Genomic DNA, 19,823 nt, shown 5'->3' with positions numbered 1-19,823 from the left:
TCTCGCGGTCCCGACCAGCGTATCCGCCGGGAACCGGATCCGGATGGCCCGAACGTGTGAACGCCTCTCGCCAAGGTGACGGGGCCGGGCGGCGGTGTCGACAGGGCGGTGAGACCTACTCCGGGTCCACCATGCGGCCCAGGCGGCGGGTGTTGCTGCGGCCGCAGGCCAGGCACACCAGCCAGTCCAGCCGTTCGCCGTTCCGTTCGAAGGGTTCGCCCACGACGTTTTCCTCCTCCCAGCCGCAGAACACGCAGTCCGCCTCGTCGCCCTGGAGCCGCCGCATGGTCGCCAGGTGGCCGCTGTGGGTGAACAGCACGCCCACCCAGCGGCAGGCGCGGCATTCCCACCACAGCTGGTGCGGGGGGCGCAGATTCGGCCCGTCGAGGATCCGTTCCGGAGGGTTTCCGCAGGCAGGGCACCCCGACAGGTCGCCGGCCGGTTCCCCGTCGGTGCCGGTCTCGGGTATCTCCATCAGTCCCCGCCCCCTCCGCAGCTGCTTCCGCCCCCTCCGCCCCCGTCGCTCCAGCTGCTGCCGCCGTCGCTGCTTCCGCCGCTGGACTGGTTCTGGCGGACGTTGTGGTGGACCGCCGAGGCGAACCACAGGGTGCGGCGTACGGTCTTCATCGTGGAGCGGCCCTCGCGGCCGGTGGTGGTGAGGGTGCCGGCCAGGCCCGTTGCCGAGACGAGGCCGGCCAGGGCGCGGCTGCGCTGGTCCGGGAAGCCCCGGGACTCCGCCTGGCCGAAGTGCCACCGGGTCGCGCCCGTCAGGTCGGGGTCGCCCGGGAAGTGCCGCTGGTAGGGGAAGAGGCCGAGGAAGCGGCGGGTCTCGCGGCGCAGGACGCCGCGTTCCACCAGGTGGTCCAGGTGGCGTTCCTCGGCGTTGCGGCCGTACAGCCGGATCCACGCCTTGGCGCTGGTCCCCGGGCGGAAGCGCTTCTTCTTGCCGGACGGCGGGTCGAGCGTGGTCAGCAGCGACGCGAGCAGCGGGTGGGCCGGGTCCAGGGGGTTGACCACCTGGACCCGGCCGCGCTCCTCGCGTATCCGGCCCTGGAGCTCCAGCTCGGCGAGGACCGCCCCCGCTGTGCCGTACCGCAGATACGTGCGGTTGCAGAGCGGTTTGCCGCGCTCCGGGTCCAGCGTCAGCAGAAGCAGTTCCTCGGGCAGCGTCAGAGCGGAGGCGTCCTGCGTCATGGCGCGGTGACGATCCTTCCGGTCACATCGCCGAGGCCCACGCGGGTGCCGTGCGGGCCCGGGGCCCAGGCGGTCAGCGTGACCGTGTCGCCGTCCTCCAGGAACGTCCGCTTGCCCTCGGCCAGTTCGAGCGCGTCGCGGCCGTTCCACGTCAGCTCCAGAAGCGAGCCGCGCTGGGCCGGCTCGGGGCCGCTGACCGTGCCGGAGCCGTACAGATCGCCCGTGCGCAGCGACGCGCCGTTCACCGTCATGTGCGCGAGCTGCTGGGCCGCCGTCCAGTACATCGAGGCGAACGGCGGCTCGGCGACGACCTGGCCGTTGATCTCGACGGTGATCCGGATGTCGAAGCCGCCCGGCTCTTCCTCGTTCGCGTCGTCGAGGTAGGGGAGGAGCGGGAAGTCGCGGGCCGGGGGCGCGGTGCGGGCCGCGTCCAGGGCCTCCAGCGGGGTGACCCAGGCGGAGACGGAGGTGGCGAAGGACTTGCCGAGGAACGGGCCGAGCGGCACGTACTCCCAGGCCTGGAGGTCGCGCGCGGACCAGTCGTTGAGGAGGAAGAGCCCGAAGACGTGCTCGCGGAAGTCGGCCAGCGGGACCGGGGTGCCGTGCGCGGAGGGGACGCCGACGACGAAGCCGACCTCGGCCTCGATGTCGAGCTTCACCGAGGGCCCGAAGACGGGGGTCGGGTCGGTGGGGGCCTTGCGCTGGCCGCTGGGGCGTACGACGTCGGTGCCGGAGACCACGACGGTGCCGGAGCGGCCGTGGTAGCCGATCGGCAGGTGCTTCCAGTTGGGGGTGAGCGCGTCGCCGTCCGGCCGGAAGATCTTGCCGACGTTGGTGGCGTGGTGCTCGCTGGCGTAGAAGTCGACGTAGTCCGCCACTTCGTACGGCAGGTGCAGGGTGACCGCGTCCACCGGGTGCAGCAGCGGCTCGATGTCCGCGCGGTGGGCGGGGACGGTCAGCCAGGCGGTGAGCGCGCGGCGCACATCGCTCCAGGCGGTGCGGCCCGCCGCGAGCAGCGGCGTCAGGCTCGGCTGTGCCAGCAGCCCCGCGTACGGGGAGCCCAGCGCGTGGGCGGCGGCCCCGGCGTCCAGGACGTGGTTGCCGATGCGGACGCCGACCCGGCGGACGTCGGGGTGGTCGGGGGTGGAGAACACACCGTACGGAAGGTTGTGCGGGCCGAAGGGGTCGCCCTCGGCCAGATCGAGCGGGCTGCTCTGCTCGGGCATGTGGTGCTGCCTCGCTTTCCAGGTCGCGTTGGGGACACGTTACGTCGGGGCTCCTACCCAGCGGCAGTGCCCTGACCATCCCCAACTGTGCGTATTGCCCGGAAAGTTCATCGGTTACCGCCGGTTCCCCCGAGAAATCCGGGGGAACCGAGCCGGAAACATCGAGCGGGAGACAAGTCCGCCGCTCAGCCCGCCGTGCGCGGAATGCGCTTCTCCCAGGTGCGGTGGAAGACGACCTCCTCGCCGTCCTTGCAGATCACCTCGTCGGAGGTGATGAAGTCGTGCTCGTCGGCCGCGATCTCGGAGCGGGTCTCGATGCGGACGTCCCAGGACATCTCCGGCCGGTGCAGCCGGATCGCCCAGTCGCTGCGGGTGCGTGCGGAGAGCGGGTCGTCCTGCTGGATCGTGTACGTCTCCAGGGCGTCCTCGGTGAATTCGAGGCCGTCGGGGTAGACGCGCGTACCGCCGTAGCGGGGGTCGACCTCCAGGCGCCATTCGCCCTTGGCGACATCGCGGACGACGAGGCGTTCGGGGCGCGGCTCCTCCAGGGTGACCGGGTAGACCACACCGAGCGGTTCGGACTGTTCCGGTTCGCCGAAGGTGATCGACGGGTCCTCGGTGTGGCGGCGCACCGGCAGCTCGACGAAGCTCCCGTCGGCGTCCAGGGTGAAGCCCGCCGAACCGGCCTGCGGCCAGATCCAGGGCCAGTACGCGGAGGAGATCGCGATCCGGATGCGGTGGCCGGGCGGGAAGGTGTGGCCGATCGCGTTGAGGTCGAAGACCACGTCCTCGGTCTCCCCGGCCGGCCAGTCGTCGGTGCGGTCGCGGCCGTGCCGGGCGGCGAGGTTGAGGACGCCCCGGGTCACCAGCGTCGAGGCGCCGTCGGGGGCGACGTCGCAGAGCCGGGCGATGGCCTGGCCGCGCGGCACGTCCATCCGGAGGCGGAGCTTCACCCGGGGGCGGCCGAGGATCTCGATCGGCGCGTCCGTGACGGGGAATTCGAACGACACCGACTTGGCGTCCTCGTCCCGCTGGTCCGGCGGCAGGTCGGCCTCGTTGCCGAACGGGAAGAAGCGGCCCGCGTCCAGGCCGGTCTGCTGCGGCGAGGCGACGATCCGCTCGCCGCCCTGGAGGGCGTACGCCGCCGGGTTCACGTTCTCCGAGGGCCAGGAGGCGTCCCCGACCCAGCGGCCGGGCAGCGTCTCGTACACCGTGGCGGGCGGGTGCGAGCCGCTGATCCAGGACCGCAGCAGCGGCTCCCGCATCACGCCCGTCTCCTTGCCCTTCAGGTGCTGGTCCCACCAGCGCAGCGTCTCCTGGAGGAAGCCGATCGCGGGCCCCGGCGGCAGCCCCCGGTCGGGGTACTGGTGCGACCACGGGCCGATGATCCCGCGCACCTGCCCGGGGTCCAGGTGCTCGACGAGCCTGAGGACGGTGTCGCGGTACGGGTCGTGCCAGCCGCCGACCGCGAGGACGCTCGCCTTGATCGCGCCGTAGTCCTCGCAGACGCTGCCGTGCTTCCAGTAGGCGTCGCGGCTCTGGTGGGCGAGCCAGGTGTGGCTGAAGGGCTCGACGGCCTCCAGCCGCTTCAGCCACATCTCCCGCCAGTCGTCGCCGGTCTGCGCCGGGTCCGGCGGGCGGCAGACGAAGGCGAGCATGGTGGCGGCCCAGGCGTGCATGTCCACGGCGAGAACCGAGCCGCCCATGTAGTGCACGTCGTTGTCGTAGCGGTCGTCGGCCGAGCAGACGGTCACGATCGCCTTCAGCGGCTCGGGGGCGAGCGCGGCGATCTGGAGCGAGTTGAAGCCGCCCCAGGAGATCCCGAACATCCCGACCCGGCCCGAGCACCACTCCTGCTGGGCCAGCCAGTGGACGACGGCGACCCCGTCGGCCAGCTCCTGCGCGTCGTACTCGTCGCCCGGCAGCCCCTCGCTGTTGCCGTGCCCCCGGACGTCGACCCGTACGGAGGCGTAGCCGTGGCCCGCGTACCAGGGGTGGCGCTGCCAGTCGCGCGGCGCGGTCCAGTCGCTCAGCCGGTAGGGCAGGTACTCCAGCAGGGCGGGGACCGGTTCGTCGGTCAGCGGCCGCCAGATCCGGGCGTAGAGCCGGGTGCCGTCGGGCAGCGGGATACGGACGTCCTCGTGGGTGGTCTCGTACGGGAACTCGGTCGTGATGTTCATGGGCCACCTCGGTGGGGGACGGGGTGCTTCGAGCGGGCGTACGGGGCAGTGGGCGGGAGCGGGGGTGTGTGAGGCGTACGGGTCAGTGGACGGGGTGCATGGTGCGTTTCAGCCAGGGCGCGGCCAGGATCATCGCCACACCGGCCGCCACCGCGATCGCCCCGTTGACGCCGAAGTACGCGGGGTTGGAGACCTCGCCGTACAGCTTCACGATCTGGGCCTGGATGCCGTTGGCCAGGGCGAGGGAGAGGAACCACAGCGCCATCGTCTGGCTGGCGAAGGCCTTCGGGGCGAGCTTGGTGGTGGCGGACATGCCGGAGGTCTCCAGCAGGATGTCGCCGAGCCCGAGCAGCAGGTACGAGCCGACGATCCACCAGGCCGCCATGCGGTACGTGTCGCTCGCGTGCCCGGAGGTCGGCAGGACCATCAGGAGGAAGGAGAGCCCGCCGAGGATCACGCCGAACGCGATCTTGTTGGAGGCGTGCGGCTGGCGGGTGCCCATCCGGGCCCAGACGGCGGCGACGACCGGGGCGAGCGCCACCTCGAAGGCGCCGAGCGCGGAGGCGTACCAGCTGGCCGGGAAGGTGAAGCCGAGGATCTCGGTCCGGGCGTTGGTCGACGCGAGGAGCATCATCGTCGAGTACGCCTGGAAGAGGATGAAGTTGAAGACGACGGACCCGAGGAAGAGGACGACGTACGGGCGGAGCCTGCCGCGTTCCTCGGCGGTGACCCGGGGGGAGCGGAACATCACCACGAAGTAGACGACCGGGGCGATCACCGAGATGACGGTGAGCACATCGACGAACCGGTCCATCGTCAGCCAGCCCGCCAGGGCCAGCGCGGTGGCGACGAGGGCGACCACGACCGCCCCGCCGACGATGAGCCGGACCGCGCGGCGCATCGCGTCGGGGGCCAGCGCGAATTCGGCCGCGTGCTTACGCCCGGCCAGGTGACGGCGGCCCGCGACGTACTGGATCAGACCGAAGGTCATGCCGACCGCGGCGGCCGAGAAACCCCAGTGCCAGCTCCAGTGCTCGCCGAGCCAGCCGGTGATCAGCGGTCCGGCGAACGCGCCGATGTTGATGCCCATGTAGTAGAGGGCGAAGCCGGCGTCGCGCCGTTCGTCGTCGGTGCGGTAGAGCTTGCCGACCATGGCGGCCACATTGGGCTTGAGCAGGCCCGTTCCGGCGCTGATCAGGCCGAGGCCCACCCAGGTCATCGCGTCGGTGGGGACGGCCATGGAGTAGTGGCCGCAGGCGATGAGGATGCCGCCGTAGAGCACGGCCCGGTACGAGCCGAGGATCCGGTCGGCCAGCCAGCCGCCCGCCACGGAGACCAGATAGACCAGCGTCCCGTAGGCGGCGGCGACGGAGGCGGCCGTGCCGGGGTCCATCGCCATGCCGCCGTTCGCCACGGTGTCGGCGAAGAACAGCACCAGGATCGCCTGCATGCCCAGGAACGAGAACCGTTCCCAGACCTCCAGGCCGGAGAGGGTCATCAGCCCCCGAGGCTGACCGAAGAAGGCGTGGTCGTCCTCGGGCGGGGGCTGGGCCGGCTCGGTGGCGGCGGTGCTGTGGGACAAAACGGAGACTCCTGATCGTATGAGCTGATCACGAACATACCGGCGGTGATGGGAAGCCGCCCACGGTGATCCATAGCGGACCGGATACGCTGAAGTTGCAAGGAGAGACAGCGACACATCGACATTGAGTGTGATCGTCAGCAGACAGGAGATGTCCCCGTGACCGTCGTCGGGCCGTTCGGACTGCACGTGCGGGACCAGGCTCTTGAGGCCGATGTCCAGTCGGGCCTGGCCGCTGTCGAGGCAGGGCTGCTCGAAGCCACCAAGAGCGACGTCCCCTTCATCACGGACGCCGCGCAGCACCTGGTGCGCGCCGGTGGCAAGAGGTTCCGTCCCTTGCTGGTCATGCTCGCGTCACAGTTCGGGGACCCCGACGCGCCGGGAGTCGTCCCCGCGGCCGTCGTCGTCGAGCTGACCCACCTGGCCACGCTGTACCACGACGACGTGATGGACGAGGCCGACGTGCGGCGCGGGGTGCCCAGCGCCAACACCCGCTGGGGCAACTCGGTCGCCGTCCTCACCGGCGACTTCCTCTTCGCCCGCGCCTCCCACATCCTGGCCGACCTCGGCCCCGAGGCCGTCCGCATCCAGGCGGAGGCCTTCGAACGGCTCGTCACCGGCCAGATCCTGGAGACCGCGGGCCCGCGCGACGGCCGCGACCCGGTCGACCACTACCTCGACGTGCTCAGCGGCAAGACCGGTTCGCTGGTCGCCGTCTCCGGCCGGTTCGGGGCGATGATGTCCGGCGCCGACGAGCGGACCGTGGACGTCCTCACCCAGTACGGGGAACGGCTCGGCATCGCCTTCCAGCTCGCCGACGACGTCCTCGACATCGCCTCCGACTCCCACGAGTCCGGCAAGACCCCCGGCACCGACCTGCGCGAGGGCATCGCGACGCTCCCGGTCCTGCGGCTGCGCGCCCAGGCGGCGGCCGACGGCAAGCCCGACGACCTGGAGCTCGTGGAACTGCTCGACGGCGACCTGAGCAGCGACGACGCCCTGGCCGAGGTGCTGCGCCGGCTGCGCGCCCACCCGGCGCTGGAGCAGGCCCGCCAGGACACCGTGCGCTACGCCCAGGAGGCGCGCGCCACGCTCGCCCCGCTGCCCGAGGGGTATGCGAAGGCCGCGCTGGAGGAGCTGTGCGACGCGGTGGTGCACCGCGCGGGCTGAGGCCGTGCCTGCCGCCCGCATATGCCCGTCGCTGATTGACGCGGTGTCACCGGGTGCCCCACCCCTACGGGATGGCGTACACGCCCCCTCCGGTTGTCATACCGGAGCAGTAGGCGGAGTTGATTCCGGGGGCTGACGCTTCGAACCGCCCGATTTGGTCAGATGGTTATCAACGGAAGCCGCCGACCACGGAGGTAGGGCACACCATGGCACCGAACGACAGCGCAGAGACCACCGGCGAGGCCACGGGCACCGCCGTGGGCCGCCGGAAGGCGGCGCGCTACATCGTCCCCGTCGCGGTCGCGGGGGTGGCGGCCGCGACCATCGGACTCGTCCCGGCGCTCGCGAACTCGGGCGACCCGGACCTGCCGAAGATCAGCGCACAGGAACTCATCGAGAAGATCGCCGCATCCGACGAGGAGCGGCTCTCCGGCACGTTCAAGATCAGCACGGACCTGGGTCTGCCTCTCGACGGCCTCGCGGGCTCACTCGTACCGGGCGGCGAGAGCCGGGGCGGGGACAAGGACGGCGGCGCGGCGGCCCCGCAGGACAAGCTCATGGAGCTGACGTCCGGCACGCACACGCTGCGCGTCGCCGCCGACGGCCCGGAGCGGCAGAAGCTCTCCATCCTCGGGAACGCGTCCGAGTACAGCGTCATCCACAACCAGGGCGAGATCTGGGCGTACGACAGCAAGTCGGACGAGGTCTACCACGCCGAGGCGCCCGAGGGCCGGGACGGCGGCGGCCACGCGGAGAAGGCCCCGAAGGCTCCCGAGGGCGCTCCGGCCACCCCGAAGGACTTCGCCGAGCAGGCGCTCGCGGCGGCCGGGGACACCACCTCGGTGACCGTGGACGGCACGGCGCAGGTCGCCGGGCGGGACGCGTACCAGCTGCTGATCAAGCCGAAGCAGTCCGGCTCGACGATCGGCTCGGTCCGGATCGCCGTGGACGCCGAGAACGGCGTACCGCTGAAGTTCACCCTGTCCGCGGCGGGCGGCGGCAAGGCCGTGGTTGACGCCGGGTTCACCAAGGTCGACTTCTCGAAGCCCGCCGCGTCCACGTTCTCCTTCACCCCGCCCAAGGGCGCCAAGGTGACCGAGGCCGACGAGCTGGAAACCGGCAAGGACGAGCGCGGCGCGATGCAGAAGGCGCTGCCCGGACAGCTGGCCGAGTTGGACGGCCTCGCGGGCGAGGGCGGCTTCAACGTCATCGGGAAGGGCTGGACCTCGATCGCCGAGATCAAGTCCCCCGACGGCAAGGGCCTCCCCGAGGCGGGCTCGGGTGACATCCCGGCCGAGGCGCAGGGCTTCCTCGACGCGCTCGGCGACAAGGTCACCGGGAAGTTCGGCTCGGGCACGGTCTTCAAGACGCGCCTGGTCAACGCCCTGCTGACGGACGACGGCTCGGTGTACGTCGGAGCGGTGACGAAGGACGCGCTGGTGCGTGCCGCCGACGCCGCCGCGAAGTAGAACGTTTCCAGGGGCACCTGGACACCCGGCCGCCGCGACCTCCGCGCACCCGCGTGGAGGCCGCGGCGGCCCCCGTGCTTGCTGAACTGCGCTTACTGACCCGCGCTCACGGAGAGGTGCGACCGTCATGACGGACACAGCGGCCGAGGCCGAGGACGCGGCGGCGAAGGACGCGCGGGCACGGGCCGTGCAGGCCGCGGGTGCGGATGACGCGGCCGCCGGCGCCCCGGTCATCCGCACCCGCGGCCTGACCAAGCGTTACCGGGGCGGCCAGCTCGCCGTGGACGGCCTCGACCTGACCGTGCCGGCCGGCAGCGTCTTCGGCTTCCTCGGCCCCAACGGCTCCGGGAAGACCACGACGATCCGGATGCTGATGGGCCTCATCGACCCGACGTCCGGCACCGCCGAGGTGCTCGGCCGCCCGATGCCGGAGGCCGCCCGTACGGTGCTGCCGGAGGTCGGCGCGCTGATCGAGGGGCCCGCGCTGTACGGGTTCCTGAACGGCCGGGACAACCTCCTGCGGTACGACCGGGCCGACCCGACCGCCGACCCGCGCACCCGCCGGGCCCGTGTCGGGACGGCCCTGGAGCGGGTCGGGCTCGCCGCCGCCTCCGGGAAGAAGGCCAAGGCGTACTCGCTCGGTATGAAGCAGCGCCTCGGCCTCGCCGCCGCCCTGCTCCGGCCGCGCCGGCTGCTGGTCCTGGACGAGCCGACCAACGGCCTGGACCCGCAGGGCATGCGCGAGATCCGGTCGCTGGTCCGGGAGCTGGCGGCGGAGGGCACCACGGTGTTCCTCTCCTCCCACCTCCTGGACGAGATCGAGCAGGTCTGCACGCATGCGGCGGTGATGGCCCGGGGTCGGCTGATCGTCCAGGGCCCGGTCGCCGACCTCGCCGCGAGCGCCCGGGGCCGGCTCGCCGTCACCACCCCCGACCCCGGGGACGCCGCCCGCATCCTCAAGGAGCACGGGCTCACCGGCCTGAGCGCCGACGGCGACCGGCTGACCGCCGACGCCCCGCCCGCCGCCGTGGACCTCGCCGACCTCAACGCGGCGCTGGTGGGCGGCGGGGTGCGGGTGAGGTTCTTCGGCGTCGAGCGGGGTTCGCTGGAGGACGCCTTCGTCGCACTCACGGGAGAGGGATTCGATGTCGCAGGCTGAGAGGTCGCAGGCTGAGAGGTCGCGGGCTGACAGGTCGCAGACTGAGAGCTCGCAGGCCGAGAACTCGCAGGTTGAGAGGCGGCGGGCCGAGAACTCGCAGGTTGAGAGGTCGCAGGCCGAGGGCGCGCAGGTTGAGAGGTCGCGGGCAGAGAAGGCCACACCTCCGGGGAGCGCGGGGCTCCGCCCCCGTAACCCGCTGTGGACGCTGGGTCTCCTCCGCTCCGAGATCACCACCCTGCTGCGCCGCCACCGCACCTACGCCCTGCTCGCCGTCCTCGCCGCCGTCCCCGTACTCATCGGGATCGCGGTCCGGATGCAGACGGGCGGCGGCGGTGGCGGGGAGGGCGGTACGGACGGCGGGGCGGGCCCGGCCTTCCTCGCCCAGGTCACCAACAACGGCTTCTTCCTGGTCTTCGCCGCCCTCGCCGCGACGCTGCCGGTCTTCCTGCCGATGGCCGTCGGCGTCGTCGCGGGCGACGCGATCGCGGGCGAGGCGAGCGGCGGCACCCTGCGCTATCTGCTGGTCGCCCCGGCGGGCCGGACCCGGCTGCTGCTCGTGAAGTACGCCTCCGTCCTCGTCTTCTGCCTGGTCGCGACGCTGGTCGTGGCGGTGTCGGCGCTGGCGGTGGGTGCGCTGCTGTTCCCGGTGGGGGATGTCACCACGATCTCGGGGACCCGGATCGGTTTCGGCGAGGGGCTGGTGCGGGCGGTGCTGGTCGTCGCGGTGTCGCTGACCGGGTTCGCCGCGCTCGGGCTGTTCGTCTCGACGCTGACCGGCAGTGGGATCGGGGCGATGGCGGCCACGGTCGGGCTGCTGATCACGGCGCAGATCCTGGACAGCATTCCGCAGCTGAGCGGTGTGCACCCGTATCTGTTCGCGCACTACTGGATGTCGTTCGCGGACGTCCTGCGGGAACCGGTCCACTGGGACGACCTGAGCAAGAACTTCCAGTTGCAGGGGCTGTACGTCGCGGTGTTCGGCTCGGCGGCCTGGGCCCGCTTCACGGCCAAGGACATCACGGCGTAAGAAGCGCCCCGGTGAACGGCGCCCCGGAGAGGGGGCAAGGCGGCCTGGCTGGATCGGATCGTCGGGGTCCGCACGCGCCGTCGGCCGGGCGAGCCGTCCCCCGATCGGCTCGTCGCGGCACGAACGGCACGAACGGTGCGGACAACGGGAACGACACGACACGGTACGTTCCGTTTCCGCCTGGGTATGGTGCGGTCTTTGGCGACGAGATGTCAACAAGAGATTGGCTGGAACCCCCCTATGCTCACCGAATGATCACATCGCCGAGCAGTGTGCGCCGTAGCGAACGATCACGCCGCGCGATCCTGCGGTCCGCCCTCGACCTCTGTACGGAGCGGGGGTACGGGCACGTCACGATAGAGGCCATCGCGGCCGACGCGGGGGTCTCGAAGAAGACGATCTACCGCTGGTGGCCATCAAAAGGAGCGGTCCTGCTGGAGGCGTTCACGGATGCCCTGATCGACGCCACCCCGTTCGTGGACACCGGCGACATCGGCGCCGATCTGCGCTCGCACGTCGCCGGCGCGGTGAATCTGCTCTCGGTCCCGCCGTTCGGCCCCGCCTACGCGGGCATCCTCTCCGAGCTGCACCACGACGACCTCCTGGCCCAGCAGCTGCGGGAACAGCTGGTCGACCCGCGCGTCGAGGAAGCGATCGGCCGGCTCCGCAGCGCCCAGGAACAGGGCCAGATCCCGCCCGGTGCGGACCTTCCGCTGGCGGTGGAGATGCTGTACGGCCCCGTCTACTACCGCCATGTGCTGCGCAAGCCGGTCCAGGACGAGGAGACGATCGCCGCACTGGTGGACCACGTCCTGCGGTCGCTGCGCGCGCCGGGGTACTGAGGCCGTTCCGGATCGCGCGGGGGCGCTCCCCCGCGCGGGGGAGGGGGATCGGCCCGGCGGTGGATGCCGCTCTGCCGCGGCCGATGCGACGTTCGGTACATGAGTACGCGTGACATGAGTACGCGGGGCATCAGCACTGGTGACGTGCGCTTCCGTGCCGGACAGCGGGGCCGGGCGACGTTGGTGTGGGCGACGCCGGTGTGGGCGGTGGCGTACGCCGGCTTCGGCCTGGTGTGTGTGCTGAGCGGGACCCCTCTGCCCCACCTCGGCGGTGACGCGGAGGGCTCCGGGCCGGCCTGGGCGGTCGTGGCGGTGGGAGTGCCGATGGCTCTGATCAGCGGGGCCGTGGTGCGGTACGGGCTGCGGCCGGCCCTGCGGGTGCTGCTCCTGTCGGCCTGCGGGCTGACCGGGGTCATCGCGTTCGGCCTGCTGATGGACGTGATCACGCTGATGGCAGGCCAGGGCGTGGACAGCCCGGCATCCGCCGCGAACAGGGCCCTGGCGGCGGCCGGTTCCGTTCTGCTCGCGGCGACCGCCCGCTCCGACCGCCTGCCCTCCGGCCCCTCCAATCCCTTCGGTTCAGCCGGTTCCGCCGTACGGTCACCGGCCTCCGCGCCGAGGCCCGTCCAACTCGCCGCCTGGACGGGCACGCTGGCGTTTCTCCCGTACGCCGCGATGAAGACGTACTGGGCGATCGGCGGCACGTTCGCGGGGGTCACCGGCGAGGAGATGCTCGCGGTCTCGGAGCGGAACGGCGCATCGGGGATTTTCCTCACCCTGGAGTCCCGGGGCCTGGACCCGACCGCCCTGCTGGCCCTGCTCGGCGTGTTCCTGCTGTGGGGGCTGGTCCGCCCCTGGGGTCAGGTCTTCCCGCGCTGGACGCCGTTCCTCCGCGGCCGACGCGTACCGCGCCTGCTCCCGCTCGCCCCGGCGCTGCTCGGTGCCGCCACGCTGGCCCCGTACGGCGTCGTCGGGATCGGCTACCTGGCCCTGGCCACGGGCGGCGCGGTGACGATGGGGCGCGGCGACTTCCCGTCCGAGGGCGACGCGCTGCTGGTCGCCTGGATCGGGCTCACCGCCTTCGCGGTCTACGGCGTCGCCCTGGCCGTCGCGGCCCGCTCGTACTGGCTACGGACGCGTCCCGCCTGACCGCCCGCCCGCTACAGGAAGCACTCCAGGATCAGCGGCAGGTCCTGTAGCCACTCCTGGAGGCGGGACTTCCTGCGGGCGGCGATGACGCACGGGTGGGCCGTGCCGTGGTGCAGGTGGACGACGACCCCGAGGTGCTTGGGGCCCTCGGCCGCGTACGCCACGGTGCGGATCTCGGCCCAGGTGTAATGCGTCTCCGCGCCCTCCGGGCCCAGCGTGACGCCCGCGGAGTCGATCAGGAGGGAGCTCCCCGGGCCGACCGCCACGAACGAGAGGTCGGCGCCGTCGTCCGGTGCGCCGCCGGCCGGGATCTGGTGGGGCAGGAGGTAGTCGGACGGGGCCGGGTACGGCAACGGGCTGCTGGGCGGGGTCTGGTGCGGGGGCTGCTGCTGGTGCGGCGGCTGGAAGGCGTTGTACGGGGCGTACGACGGTGGCGGCGGCGGAACCGCCGCGACGGTCGGCGCGTACGCCGCCGCGGGCGGGGAAGGCACCGCGTCCGGGACGAACAGGTCCAGCAGGCCCGCCGGTGTCGGCCGCTCCTCCGGGGCCTTGGCCAGGCACGCCGCGAGGACCGGCCGCAGCCCCTCCGGCACGGCGTCCAGGTCCGGCGGCTCGTGCACCGACCGGTACATCAGCCCCATCGGCGTACCCGCCCCGAACGCGCTGCCGCCCGCCGCCGCGACGAGCACCGCGCCCAGCGCGAACACGTCGGCGGCCCCGTCGACCTCCTGCCCCTGGGCCTGCTCCGGCGCCAGGAACCCCGGGGTGCCGAAGGCCGTACCGGTCGCCGTCAGCCGGGTCGACTCCAGCGCCCGCGCGATGCCGAAGTCCAGGACCCGGGGGCCGTCCGGCGCCATGATGATGTTGCCGGGCTTCAGGTCGCGGTGCACCAGACCGCAGCCGTGGATCGCCGCCAGCGCCTCGGCCAGCGCCGCGCCGAGCTGCCGCAGCCGCGCCTCGTCCATCGGCCCCTCGGCCTCCAGGAGCGCGGAGAGGGTGGGCCCGGGAATGTACGCCGTGGCCAGCCAGGGCGCCGCCGCGTCCGGGTCCGCGTCCACCACGGGGGCGGTGTGGAAGCCGCCCACACTCCGCGCGGCGGCGACCTCGGCCCGGAACCGCTCCCGGAAGTGCGGGTCGCCCGCGAGCTCCGGGCGGGCCACCTTGACGGCCACCGACCGCCCGCCACGGGAACGCGCCAGATAGACGGTTCCCATCCCGCCGGAGCCCAACTCCCGCTCCACGATGTAGCTACCGATACGTTCCGGCAGATTCACGCCGCCCCCCTGTGCTCCGGCGGATCAGTATGACGCAGGCCGGGGAGGGCTCCGGGTGGAGGCCCGGGGGAGACCCGGACGGAAGCCGAGGTATGCCCCGGCAGCCAGGGCACGCCGGTCACCGTCGACCGGGGCTGTGGCACGCTCGGCGCATGAAGATCGCCGCAGCCCAGCTCACGTGTGTTCCGGCGGACATCCCCGCCAACGTCCGGCAGGCGGCCGCCCTCGCCGAACAGGCCCGGGACCAGGGGGCCGACCTGCTGCTGCTCCCGGAACTGGCCCTCACCGGCTACGAACTCGGGGCGCTCGCCGACGATCCCGGCCTCCTGGTGGACGCGGACGACGCACGGCTGGACGCCCTCCGGTCCTGCGCCCGTCGTAGCGGGATCGCCGTGGTCGTCAACGCCGCGGTGACCGGTGGCGGCCCAGGGGCCCGTCCCGCCATCGGCACCTTCGTGTACGGCCCCGACGGCGACCTGGTCACCACCTACCTCAAGCAGCACCTCTACGAGCAGGAGCACTCCCTGTTCGCCCCCGGCGACGGGGACGGACGGTTCGAGCTCGGGGGCGTCCGGTTCGCCCTGGCCACCTGTTACGACAGCCACTTCCCGGACCTGGCCGCGCGGGCTACGGCGGACGGCTGCCACGTCTACCTCGCTTCCGCGCTGTACGGGACGGGGGACGGCATCCGGGAGCGTGCGGCCCTCTACCCGCGCATCGCCGAGACCACCGGCCTGCTCGTCGCCCTCGCGAACCACGTGGGGCCTTCCGGGCCCTGGACCGGCTGCGGCCGGGCCGCGATCTGGTCCCCGGGCGGCGGCCTCGCGGCCGAGGCGGACGACCGTACGCCGATGGTGGTCACGGCCGGGTACGGATGATGATCACCCGTACCCGGCCGTACGGATGATCATCATCCGCAGAGAGATGACCATGACCCGCCGGGAAAGGTGACTCCCGCCCCCGTCACACCCCTGCCGCCCACCGGTGGCCGGGGCCCGTGCGGCGGGTGATGCTGGTTCGGCGCGGGCCGGAACCGGTACTCCGGCGTGCCGGAGGCGGAGGGCGGGTGGAGCCGTGGCGGACAGCGAGACCCCGGCCGGGCCCCGGCGGGCCGCGGGGCCGGGGGGAGGGTTCGACGAGGCACTTCTCGCGGCGCTGTTCGCCCAGTCGGCCGTCGGGCTCGTCGTGCTCGACCCGCAGCTCAGGCTCGTACGCGCCAACTCCCTCGTCGAGGGCGTGGGGACCGGGGAGTACGTCGGCCGCCCGTTCAGCGAGGTCTTCCGGATGGACGACCCGGACGGCTCCGAGCAGCTCATGAAGCGGGTGCTGGCCGGTGACGGTCCGGTGCGCGACCACCTCGTGCGGGGCCGGCTGCGCCGGATCTCCGGTGACCGGCAGTTCCTGACGTCCTTGTACCGCCTGCACGGCCCGGGCGGCCCCGACGCCCCCGCCCTCGGCCTGGTGGTCGCGGTCGTCGACGTGACCGAGCGGGAGCGGGCCCGGGCCAGGGAAGCGGCGCTCACCGCCGTGCGGGACGCGGTCGGCGGCTCCCTCGACGTCGCCGCCACCTGCCGTGCCTTCGCCGACGCCCTCGCGCCCGGATTCGCCGACCTCGCCGTCGTGGAGGTGGTGGACGAGGTCCTGCGCGGCGCCGAGCCGCCGGTGGGCCCGATGCCGCCCGGAACCCCGCTGCGCCGCGCCGCGAGCGGGGTCTGCGACGCGGTCCGGGAGGCGGCGGAGAGCGGGAGCGGTGACCGGGGGCGGGCGGCGGGCACGACCCGCCACCTCCCCGCCCGTACGCCGTACGCGCTCGCCGCCGCCGACCTGCGGGCCCGGCTCGTCCCGCTCGGGCCCGACACCCCGTGGCTCGGCACCGACCCGGACGGGGCGCACGCCGTCGCGGAGAGCAGCGCGCACTCCCTGATCGTCGTGCCCCTCTCGCTGCGGGGCGCGGTCCTCGGGCTGGTCAGCGTCTACCGCTGCGGGGCGGCCGAGCCCTTCGACGAGGACGACGTCTCCGTGGCCGTCACGGCGGCCACCCGCGCCGCCCTCGCCATCGACAACGCCCGCCGCTACGAGCGCGAGCACGTCATCGCCTCCACTGTGCAACGCCGCCTCCTCCCGCAGACCGAGCGGCAGCAGGCGGCCGTCGACACCGCGCACGTCCTGCTGCCCGGCCGGGACAGCGGCTGCTGGTTCGACACCATCGCCCTGTCCGGCGCCCGTACGGCGCTCGTCGTCGGCGGCGTCGCGGGCGAGGGCCTCCAGTCGGCCGTCGCCATGGGCCAGTTGCGTACGGTCATCCAGGCGCTGGCGGGACTCGACCTGGAGCCGGAGGAAGTCCTCGCCCGGCTGAAGGACACCGCCGACCGCCTCGCCCACGAACGCGCGTCCCTGCCCCCGGCCGACGGCCTCCACGGCGAACCCCTCAGCGCGGGCTGCGTCTACGGCGTGTACGACCCGTTCACCCGCACCTGCACCGTCGCCCGCGCCGGGCACCCCGCCCCGCTGATCGTCGGCCCCGACGGACGGGCGGTCCCCCTCGACGTACCGGAGGGGCCCGGGCTGTTCTCCGCCGACAGCGCCCTCTTCGCGCCCGCCGTCGTGACCCTGGAGGAGGGCAGCCTCCTGGCGTTCTGCACGGCCGAGCTGCTCTCCGGCGACCGCGCCGCCGAACGCATCACCGAGACCCTCGCCCGGCCGGGCCGCAGCCTCCAGCAGCTCGGCGACGACATCGTGTACGCGCTGCCGGACGACACCCGCGCCGCCGGCGCCGCTCTGCTCCTGGCCCGTACGGGTACGGTCTCCGACCACCTCGTCGCCACCTGGGACCTCGCCGACGAGGCCACGACGCCCGCCACCGCCCGGGTGCTCGTCCGTGACCGGCTCCAGGGCTGGGGCCTGGACGAGGACACCGTGGACGCGACCGAGCTGATCGTCAGCGAGCTCGTCACCAATGCGGTCCGGTACGGCACACCGCCGCTGCGGCTGCGCCTTCTGCTGGACTCCACGCTCACCTGCGAGGTCCATGACGGCTCCACGGCCTCCCCGCATCTGCGGCACGCCCGGACCGTCGACGAGGGCGGCCGGGGCCTGTTCATCGTCTCCCGCCTCGCCTCCCACTGGGGAGCGCGCCACGGGCCGGACGGCAAGGTGCTGTGGACCGAGCAGGAGCTGCCGGGCGGTCCGCCGGACGGCCCGGCAGCTCCTGCCGGCTGAATCGCGCCGATCGTGGCCGCCGCGTCCGCCGATCGCGCAGAGTGGTCCCCATGACGACCCCCGCGGAACTGCTCCGCTCCTTCGCCCGCACCCGCGCCTCTCTCGACGGCGAGGAGGTCACGTACTGGTGGTCCGGAGACGTCTACTCCTGGGCCCCCGACGAGCCCTACCAGCGGCTCTTCGGCTTCGAGGGCCTCAACGTCGCCCGCTTGGTCCAGGACGTGGAGGCCGGTCCCGACGCGTACCAACTGCTCACCCGCGAGGCCGCGTTCTACCTGGATCCCGTGAGCCGCGAGATCCTGGAGACCTGGCAGGACCTGCCGGTGGTGCACGTCTGGAACGACCCGGCCAACCAGAAGTGGCGTCCCTTCCCGATCCCGACGACCGACCTCGGGGACCAGGTCTGCTTCAGCCTGGAGATCCCGCTCGCCTACCCGTCGCCGCTGCCGGTGGCCGACTACCCGCTGCACTCGGCGGGGGACACCTACAAGGCCCTGGAACTCTTCCAGTTCTTCGCGGACCGCGCCGACCTGGCGGGCCCGGACCCCAGCGTTCCGGCCACGATGTCGTGGAGCCGGATGTCCCCGTGGCTGCCGTGGATGGCCCGGGGGCAGCGGCCCGGCGGTCTCACCTTCCACTGCCGGGGCCGCAAGCTCGGCGCGTACACGGAGGTCCCCGAGCGCACCCGGGCCTACATCGCCGACCACCACCCGGAGTTCGCGCACGCCCCGGAGCGGTGGAGCGAGCCGAACGAGACGAGCTGGACCTACTTCCGCAGGCTCAACCCGCCGCAGGGGTAGGGGGTTGCCCCCCCAGGTCTGCCCCAGGGCTGCTCCTGGGGATGCTCAGGGGAGCGTGATGTTCCGGCCCGGGCCGCCCTCGACCGTGTCCTTTCCGGAGCCGCCGACGATCACGTCGTCGCCCGCCTCGCCGTGCAGCATGTCGTCACCGGGGCCGCCGCTGACGGTGGCGACCCCGGGGTCGCTGGTGGCGATCTCGTCGTCGCCGTCGCCGAGGAAGACGTCGATCCGGTCCGGCCGGGCGCTGTCGGTGGGCAGTTCGCAGACGACGTACGTCTCGACGCCCGGTTCCAGGTACGCGCAGTGGTCCCCGGGCTGGAGCGGAACGGAATCCCGGAAGCCGATCCGCCGGACGCCGTCGCCCTGGTCCATCGGGACCACGTGGAGGTCGTTGACCTGCCCCGGGGCGGCGGTGAAGGTGATCGACTGCTTCGCCCAGTCGGCGCCGACGCGGGCCTTGGCCTCGGCCGTGGTGGGGGCGGCGACGGCCGGGGACACGGCGAGGCCGGTGGCGAGCAGGGTCACGACGGCCGACATCCTCTTGCGCTTCACGACGACTCCTCGGTGGGTCCGTGGGGGGTCCGCCCGCCTGCCTTTACGGAAGAGGAGGGCAGGTGCATGTCAAGCGCCACGCGCGACGGTGGGGTCGCCGCGCGGGCGACCGCAGCCTACCCGTCTTGGTCTAGACCAAACCGGGGTCCGGGGTGGGGGCTAGCCGTGGCTGGCGCCGAACAGCCGCTCCAGGACCACCGCGACCCCGTCCTCCGCGTTCGTCAGGGTCACCTCGTCGGCCGCCGCGAGCAGCTCCGGGTGGGCGTTGCCCATGGCCACCCGGAGGCCCGAACCGGCGAACATCGGCAGGTCGTTGGGCATGTCGCCGAACGCGACGGTCCGCTCGGCCCCGATGCCCAGCAGCTCGGCCGCCGCCGCGAGACCCGTGCCCTTGTCCACCCCGCGCGGAGCCAGCTCCACCGTGCCGGGCCCCGCCATGGTCACCGTCGCCAGATCGCCCACGGCCCCGCGCGCGGCGGCGGCCAGCGCGTCGTCGCCCAGCTCCGGGTGGCGTACCAGCACCTTGATCACGGGCCGCTCCCACAACGCCTCGCGGGAGCCGACGCGTTGGGCGGCCAGCGTCGGATTCGGCATCCGGTAGCCGGCCTCGATCAGGGTCGCCCCGTCCATGCCGTCCTGGTCCACGGCGGCGAACACGGCCCCGACCTCCGCTTCGATCTTGCCGAGCGCGGTGTCGGCGGCCTCCCGGTCCAGGACGGCCGAGCGCAGCAGCCGCCCGGCGTCCGCGTCGTAGAGCTGGGTGCCCTGCCCGCAGACGACGAGCCCGCTGTACGCGAGGTCCGCGAGCAGCGTCCGTATCCCCGGGACGGGCCGCCCGGTGACGATCAGATGCCGGGCGCCCGCGGAGGCGGCGAGGGCGAGCGCTGCGCGGGACCGGGCGCTGACGGTGTCGTCGGGGCGCAGCAGGGTGCCGTCCAGGTCCGTGGCGACGAGGGCATATGCGGGGGGCGTGGGCATGG

General features: G+C 73.0%; 17 protein-coding genes. 9 read left to right on the top strand and 8 right to left on the bottom strand.

Annotated features, from left to right (window positions below; all coding sequences use genetic code 11):
• Positions 1-115: 115 nt before the first annotated feature.
• The 5 genes from A3Q37_RS16700 to A3Q37_RS16680 all read right to left on the bottom strand — a co-directional run bounded on the left by A3Q37_RS16700 (position 116) and on the right by A3Q37_RS16680 (position 6,182).
• A complete protein-coding gene (locus A3Q37_RS16700) occupies positions 116-475 on the bottom strand; it encodes a hypothetical protein (protein ID WP_065485126.1) in 360 nt (119 codons plus the stop codon).
• On the bottom strand, positions 475-1,194 hold the full coding sequence (locus A3Q37_RS16695; protein WP_065485124.1) for a GPP34 family phosphoprotein: 720 nt from the start codon (positions 1,192-1,194) through the stop codon (positions 475-477). The genes A3Q37_RS16700 and A3Q37_RS16695 overlap by 1 nt, the downstream gene beginning before the upstream one ends.
• Entirely contained in the window at positions 1,191-2,420 is a 1,230-nt protein-coding gene (gene fahA / locus A3Q37_RS16690; protein WP_065485122.1) for a fumarylacetoacetase, read from the bottom strand. Before fahA ends, A3Q37_RS16695 begins: the two co-directional genes overlap by 4 nt.
• A gap of 185 nt (positions 2,421-2,605) precedes the next feature.
• Positions 2,606-4,600 (bottom strand): CocE/NonD family hydrolase, encoded by a 1,995-nt coding sequence (locus A3Q37_RS16685; RefSeq protein ID WP_065485120.1) that lies wholly within the window; start codon positions 4,598-4,600, stop codon positions 2,606-2,608.
• An 82-nt stretch (positions 4,601-4,682) separates the two neighbouring features.
• Positions 4,683-6,182, bottom strand: coding sequence for a peptide MFS transporter (locus tag A3Q37_RS16680; protein WP_065485118.1), 1,500 nt, complete (start codon positions 6,180-6,182; stop codon positions 4,683-4,685).
• Positions 6,183-6,341: 159 nt separating this feature from the next.
• On the opposite strand from A3Q37_RS16680, the gene A3Q37_RS16675 reads away from it, so the two are divergent.
• The 6 genes from A3Q37_RS16675 (at position 6,342) to A3Q37_RS16650 (ending at position 12,998) form a co-directional block, all read left to right on the top strand.
• A complete protein-coding gene (locus A3Q37_RS16675) occupies positions 6,342-7,352 on the top strand; it encodes a polyprenyl synthetase family protein (RefSeq protein WP_065485116.1) in 1,011 nt (336 codons plus the stop codon).
• 206 nt (positions 7,353-7,558) lie between these two features.
• Positions 7,559-8,821: a DUF2092 domain-containing protein gene (locus A3Q37_RS16670; protein WP_065485114.1), complete on the top strand. Its 1,263-nt coding sequence runs from the start codon at positions 7,559-7,561 to the stop codon at positions 8,819-8,821.
• A 127-nt stretch (positions 8,822-8,948) separates the two neighbouring features.
• Positions 8,949-9,980 carry an ABC transporter ATP-binding protein gene (locus A3Q37_RS16665; protein WP_065485111.1) on the top strand — a complete coding sequence of 344 codons (1,032 nt, stop codon included), beginning with the start codon at positions 8,949-8,951 and terminating at the stop codon, positions 9,978-9,980.
• Entirely contained in the window at positions 9,967-11,007 is a 1,041-nt protein-coding gene (locus A3Q37_RS16660; protein WP_079137823.1) for an ABC transporter permease, read from the top strand. The genes A3Q37_RS16665 and A3Q37_RS16660 overlap by 14 nt, the downstream gene beginning before the upstream one ends.
• A gap of 251 nt (positions 11,008-11,258) precedes the next feature.
• The gene (locus tag A3Q37_RS16655; RefSeq protein ID WP_065485108.1) at positions 11,259-11,849 is read left to right on the top strand and encodes a TetR/AcrR family transcriptional regulator; all 591 of its coding nucleotides are present in this window, start codon (positions 11,259-11,261) and stop codon (positions 11,847-11,849) included.
• 99 nt (positions 11,850-11,948) lie between these two features.
• Positions 11,949-12,998 carry a hypothetical protein gene (locus tag A3Q37_RS16650; RefSeq protein WP_255311832.1) on the top strand — a complete coding sequence of 350 codons (1,050 nt, stop codon included), beginning with the start codon at positions 11,949-11,951 and terminating at the stop codon, positions 12,996-12,998.
• Positions 12,999-13,009: 11 nt separating this feature from the next.
• On the opposite strand, the gene A3Q37_RS16645 is transcribed toward A3Q37_RS16650, so the two are convergent.
• Positions 13,010-14,272, bottom strand: coding sequence for a serine/threonine-protein kinase (locus A3Q37_RS16645; RefSeq protein ID WP_079137822.1), 1,263 nt, complete (start codon positions 14,270-14,272; stop codon positions 13,010-13,012).
• 152 nt (positions 14,273-14,424) lie between these two features.
• On the opposite strand from A3Q37_RS16645, the gene A3Q37_RS16640 reads away from it, so the two are divergent.
• The 3 genes from A3Q37_RS16640 (at position 14,425) to A3Q37_RS16630 (ending at position 18,291) form a co-directional block, all read left to right on the top strand.
• On the top strand, positions 14,425-15,150 hold the full coding sequence (locus tag A3Q37_RS16640) for a carbon-nitrogen hydrolase family protein (RefSeq protein ID WP_065485098.1): 726 nt from the start codon (positions 14,425-14,427) through the stop codon (positions 15,148-15,150).
• A 196-nt stretch (positions 15,151-15,346) separates the two neighbouring features.
• Positions 15,347-17,491 carry a SpoIIE family protein phosphatase gene (locus A3Q37_RS16635; protein WP_065485096.1) on the top strand — a complete coding sequence of 715 codons (2,145 nt, stop codon included), beginning with the start codon at positions 15,347-15,349 and terminating at the stop codon, positions 17,489-17,491.
• Between the two features lie 50 nt (positions 17,492-17,541).
• A complete protein-coding gene (locus tag A3Q37_RS16630; protein ID WP_065485094.1) occupies positions 17,542-18,291 on the top strand; it encodes a DUF1838 family protein in 750 nt (249 codons plus the stop codon).
• A 45-nt stretch (positions 18,292-18,336) separates the two neighbouring features.
• Here A3Q37_RS16630 and A3Q37_RS16625 read toward each other — a convergent pair whose 3' ends face one another.
• Together A3Q37_RS16625 and A3Q37_RS16620 are read right to left on the bottom strand one after the other, a co-directional pair.
• Positions 18,337-18,828, bottom strand: a complete 492-nt coding sequence (locus tag A3Q37_RS16625) for a hypothetical protein (RefSeq protein ID WP_107471548.1) — start codon at positions 18,826-18,828, stop codon at positions 18,337-18,339.
• Between the two features lie 174 nt (positions 18,829-19,002).
• Entirely contained in the window at positions 19,003-19,821 is an 819-nt protein-coding gene (locus tag A3Q37_RS16620) for an HAD family hydrolase (protein ID WP_065485090.1), read from the bottom strand.
• Positions 19,822-19,823: the final 2 nt, after the last annotated feature.

Source organism: Streptomyces sp. PTY087I2 (assembly GCF_001687325.1).
Taxonomy (GTDB): Bacteria; Actinomycetota; Actinomycetes; order Streptomycetales; family Streptomycetaceae; genus Streptomyces.
The sequence above is the reverse complement of the archived record's forward strand: the minus strand, read 5'-3'. Positions and strand labels throughout refer to the sequence as shown.

Bases quoted from the DNA above. Each gene is read 5' to 3' on its own strand.
- A3Q37_RS16665 (WP_065485111.1), top strand. From the start codon at position 8,949: ATGACGGACACAGCGGCCGAGGCCGAGGACGCGGCGGCGAAGGACGCG.
- A3Q37_RS16620 (WP_065485090.1), bottom strand. From the start codon at position 19,821: ATGCCCACGCCCCCCGCATATGCCCTCGTCGCCACGGACCTGGACGGC.
- A3Q37_RS16700 (WP_065485126.1), bottom strand. From the start codon at position 475: ATGGAGATACCCGAGACCGGCACCGACGGGGAACCGGCCGGCGACCTG.
- A3Q37_RS16685 (WP_065485120.1), bottom strand. From the start codon at position 4,600: ATGAACATCACGACCGAGTTCCCGTACGAGACCACCCACGAGGACGTC.
- A3Q37_RS16660 (WP_079137823.1), top strand. From the start codon at position 9,967: ATGTCGCAGGCTGAGAGGTCGCAGGCTGAGAGGTCGCGGGCTGACAGG.
- A3Q37_RS16695 (WP_065485124.1), bottom strand. From the start codon at position 1,194: ATGACGCAGGACGCCTCCGCTCTGACGCTGCCCGAGGAACTGCTTCTG.
- A3Q37_RS16630 (WP_065485094.1), top strand. From the start codon at position 17,542: ATGACGACCCCCGCGGAACTGCTCCGCTCCTTCGCCCGCACCCGCGCC.
- fahA (WP_065485122.1), bottom strand. From the start codon at position 2,420: ATGCCCGAGCAGAGCAGCCCGCTCGATCTGGCCGAGGGCGACCCCTTC.
- A3Q37_RS16655 (WP_065485108.1), top strand. From the start codon at position 11,259: ATGATCACATCGCCGAGCAGTGTGCGCCGTAGCGAACGATCACGCCGC.
- A3Q37_RS16640 (WP_065485098.1), top strand. From the start codon at position 14,425: ATGAAGATCGCCGCAGCCCAGCTCACGTGTGTTCCGGCGGACATCCCC.
- A3Q37_RS16670 (WP_065485114.1), top strand. From the start codon at position 7,559: ATGGCACCGAACGACAGCGCAGAGACCACCGGCGAGGCCACGGGCACC.
- A3Q37_RS16650 (WP_255311832.1), top strand. From the start codon at position 11,949: ATGAGTACGCGTGACATGAGTACGCGGGGCATCAGCACTGGTGACGTG.
- A3Q37_RS16625 (WP_107471548.1), bottom strand. From the start codon at position 18,828: ATGTCGGCCGTCGTGACCCTGCTCGCCACCGGCCTCGCCGTGTCCCCG.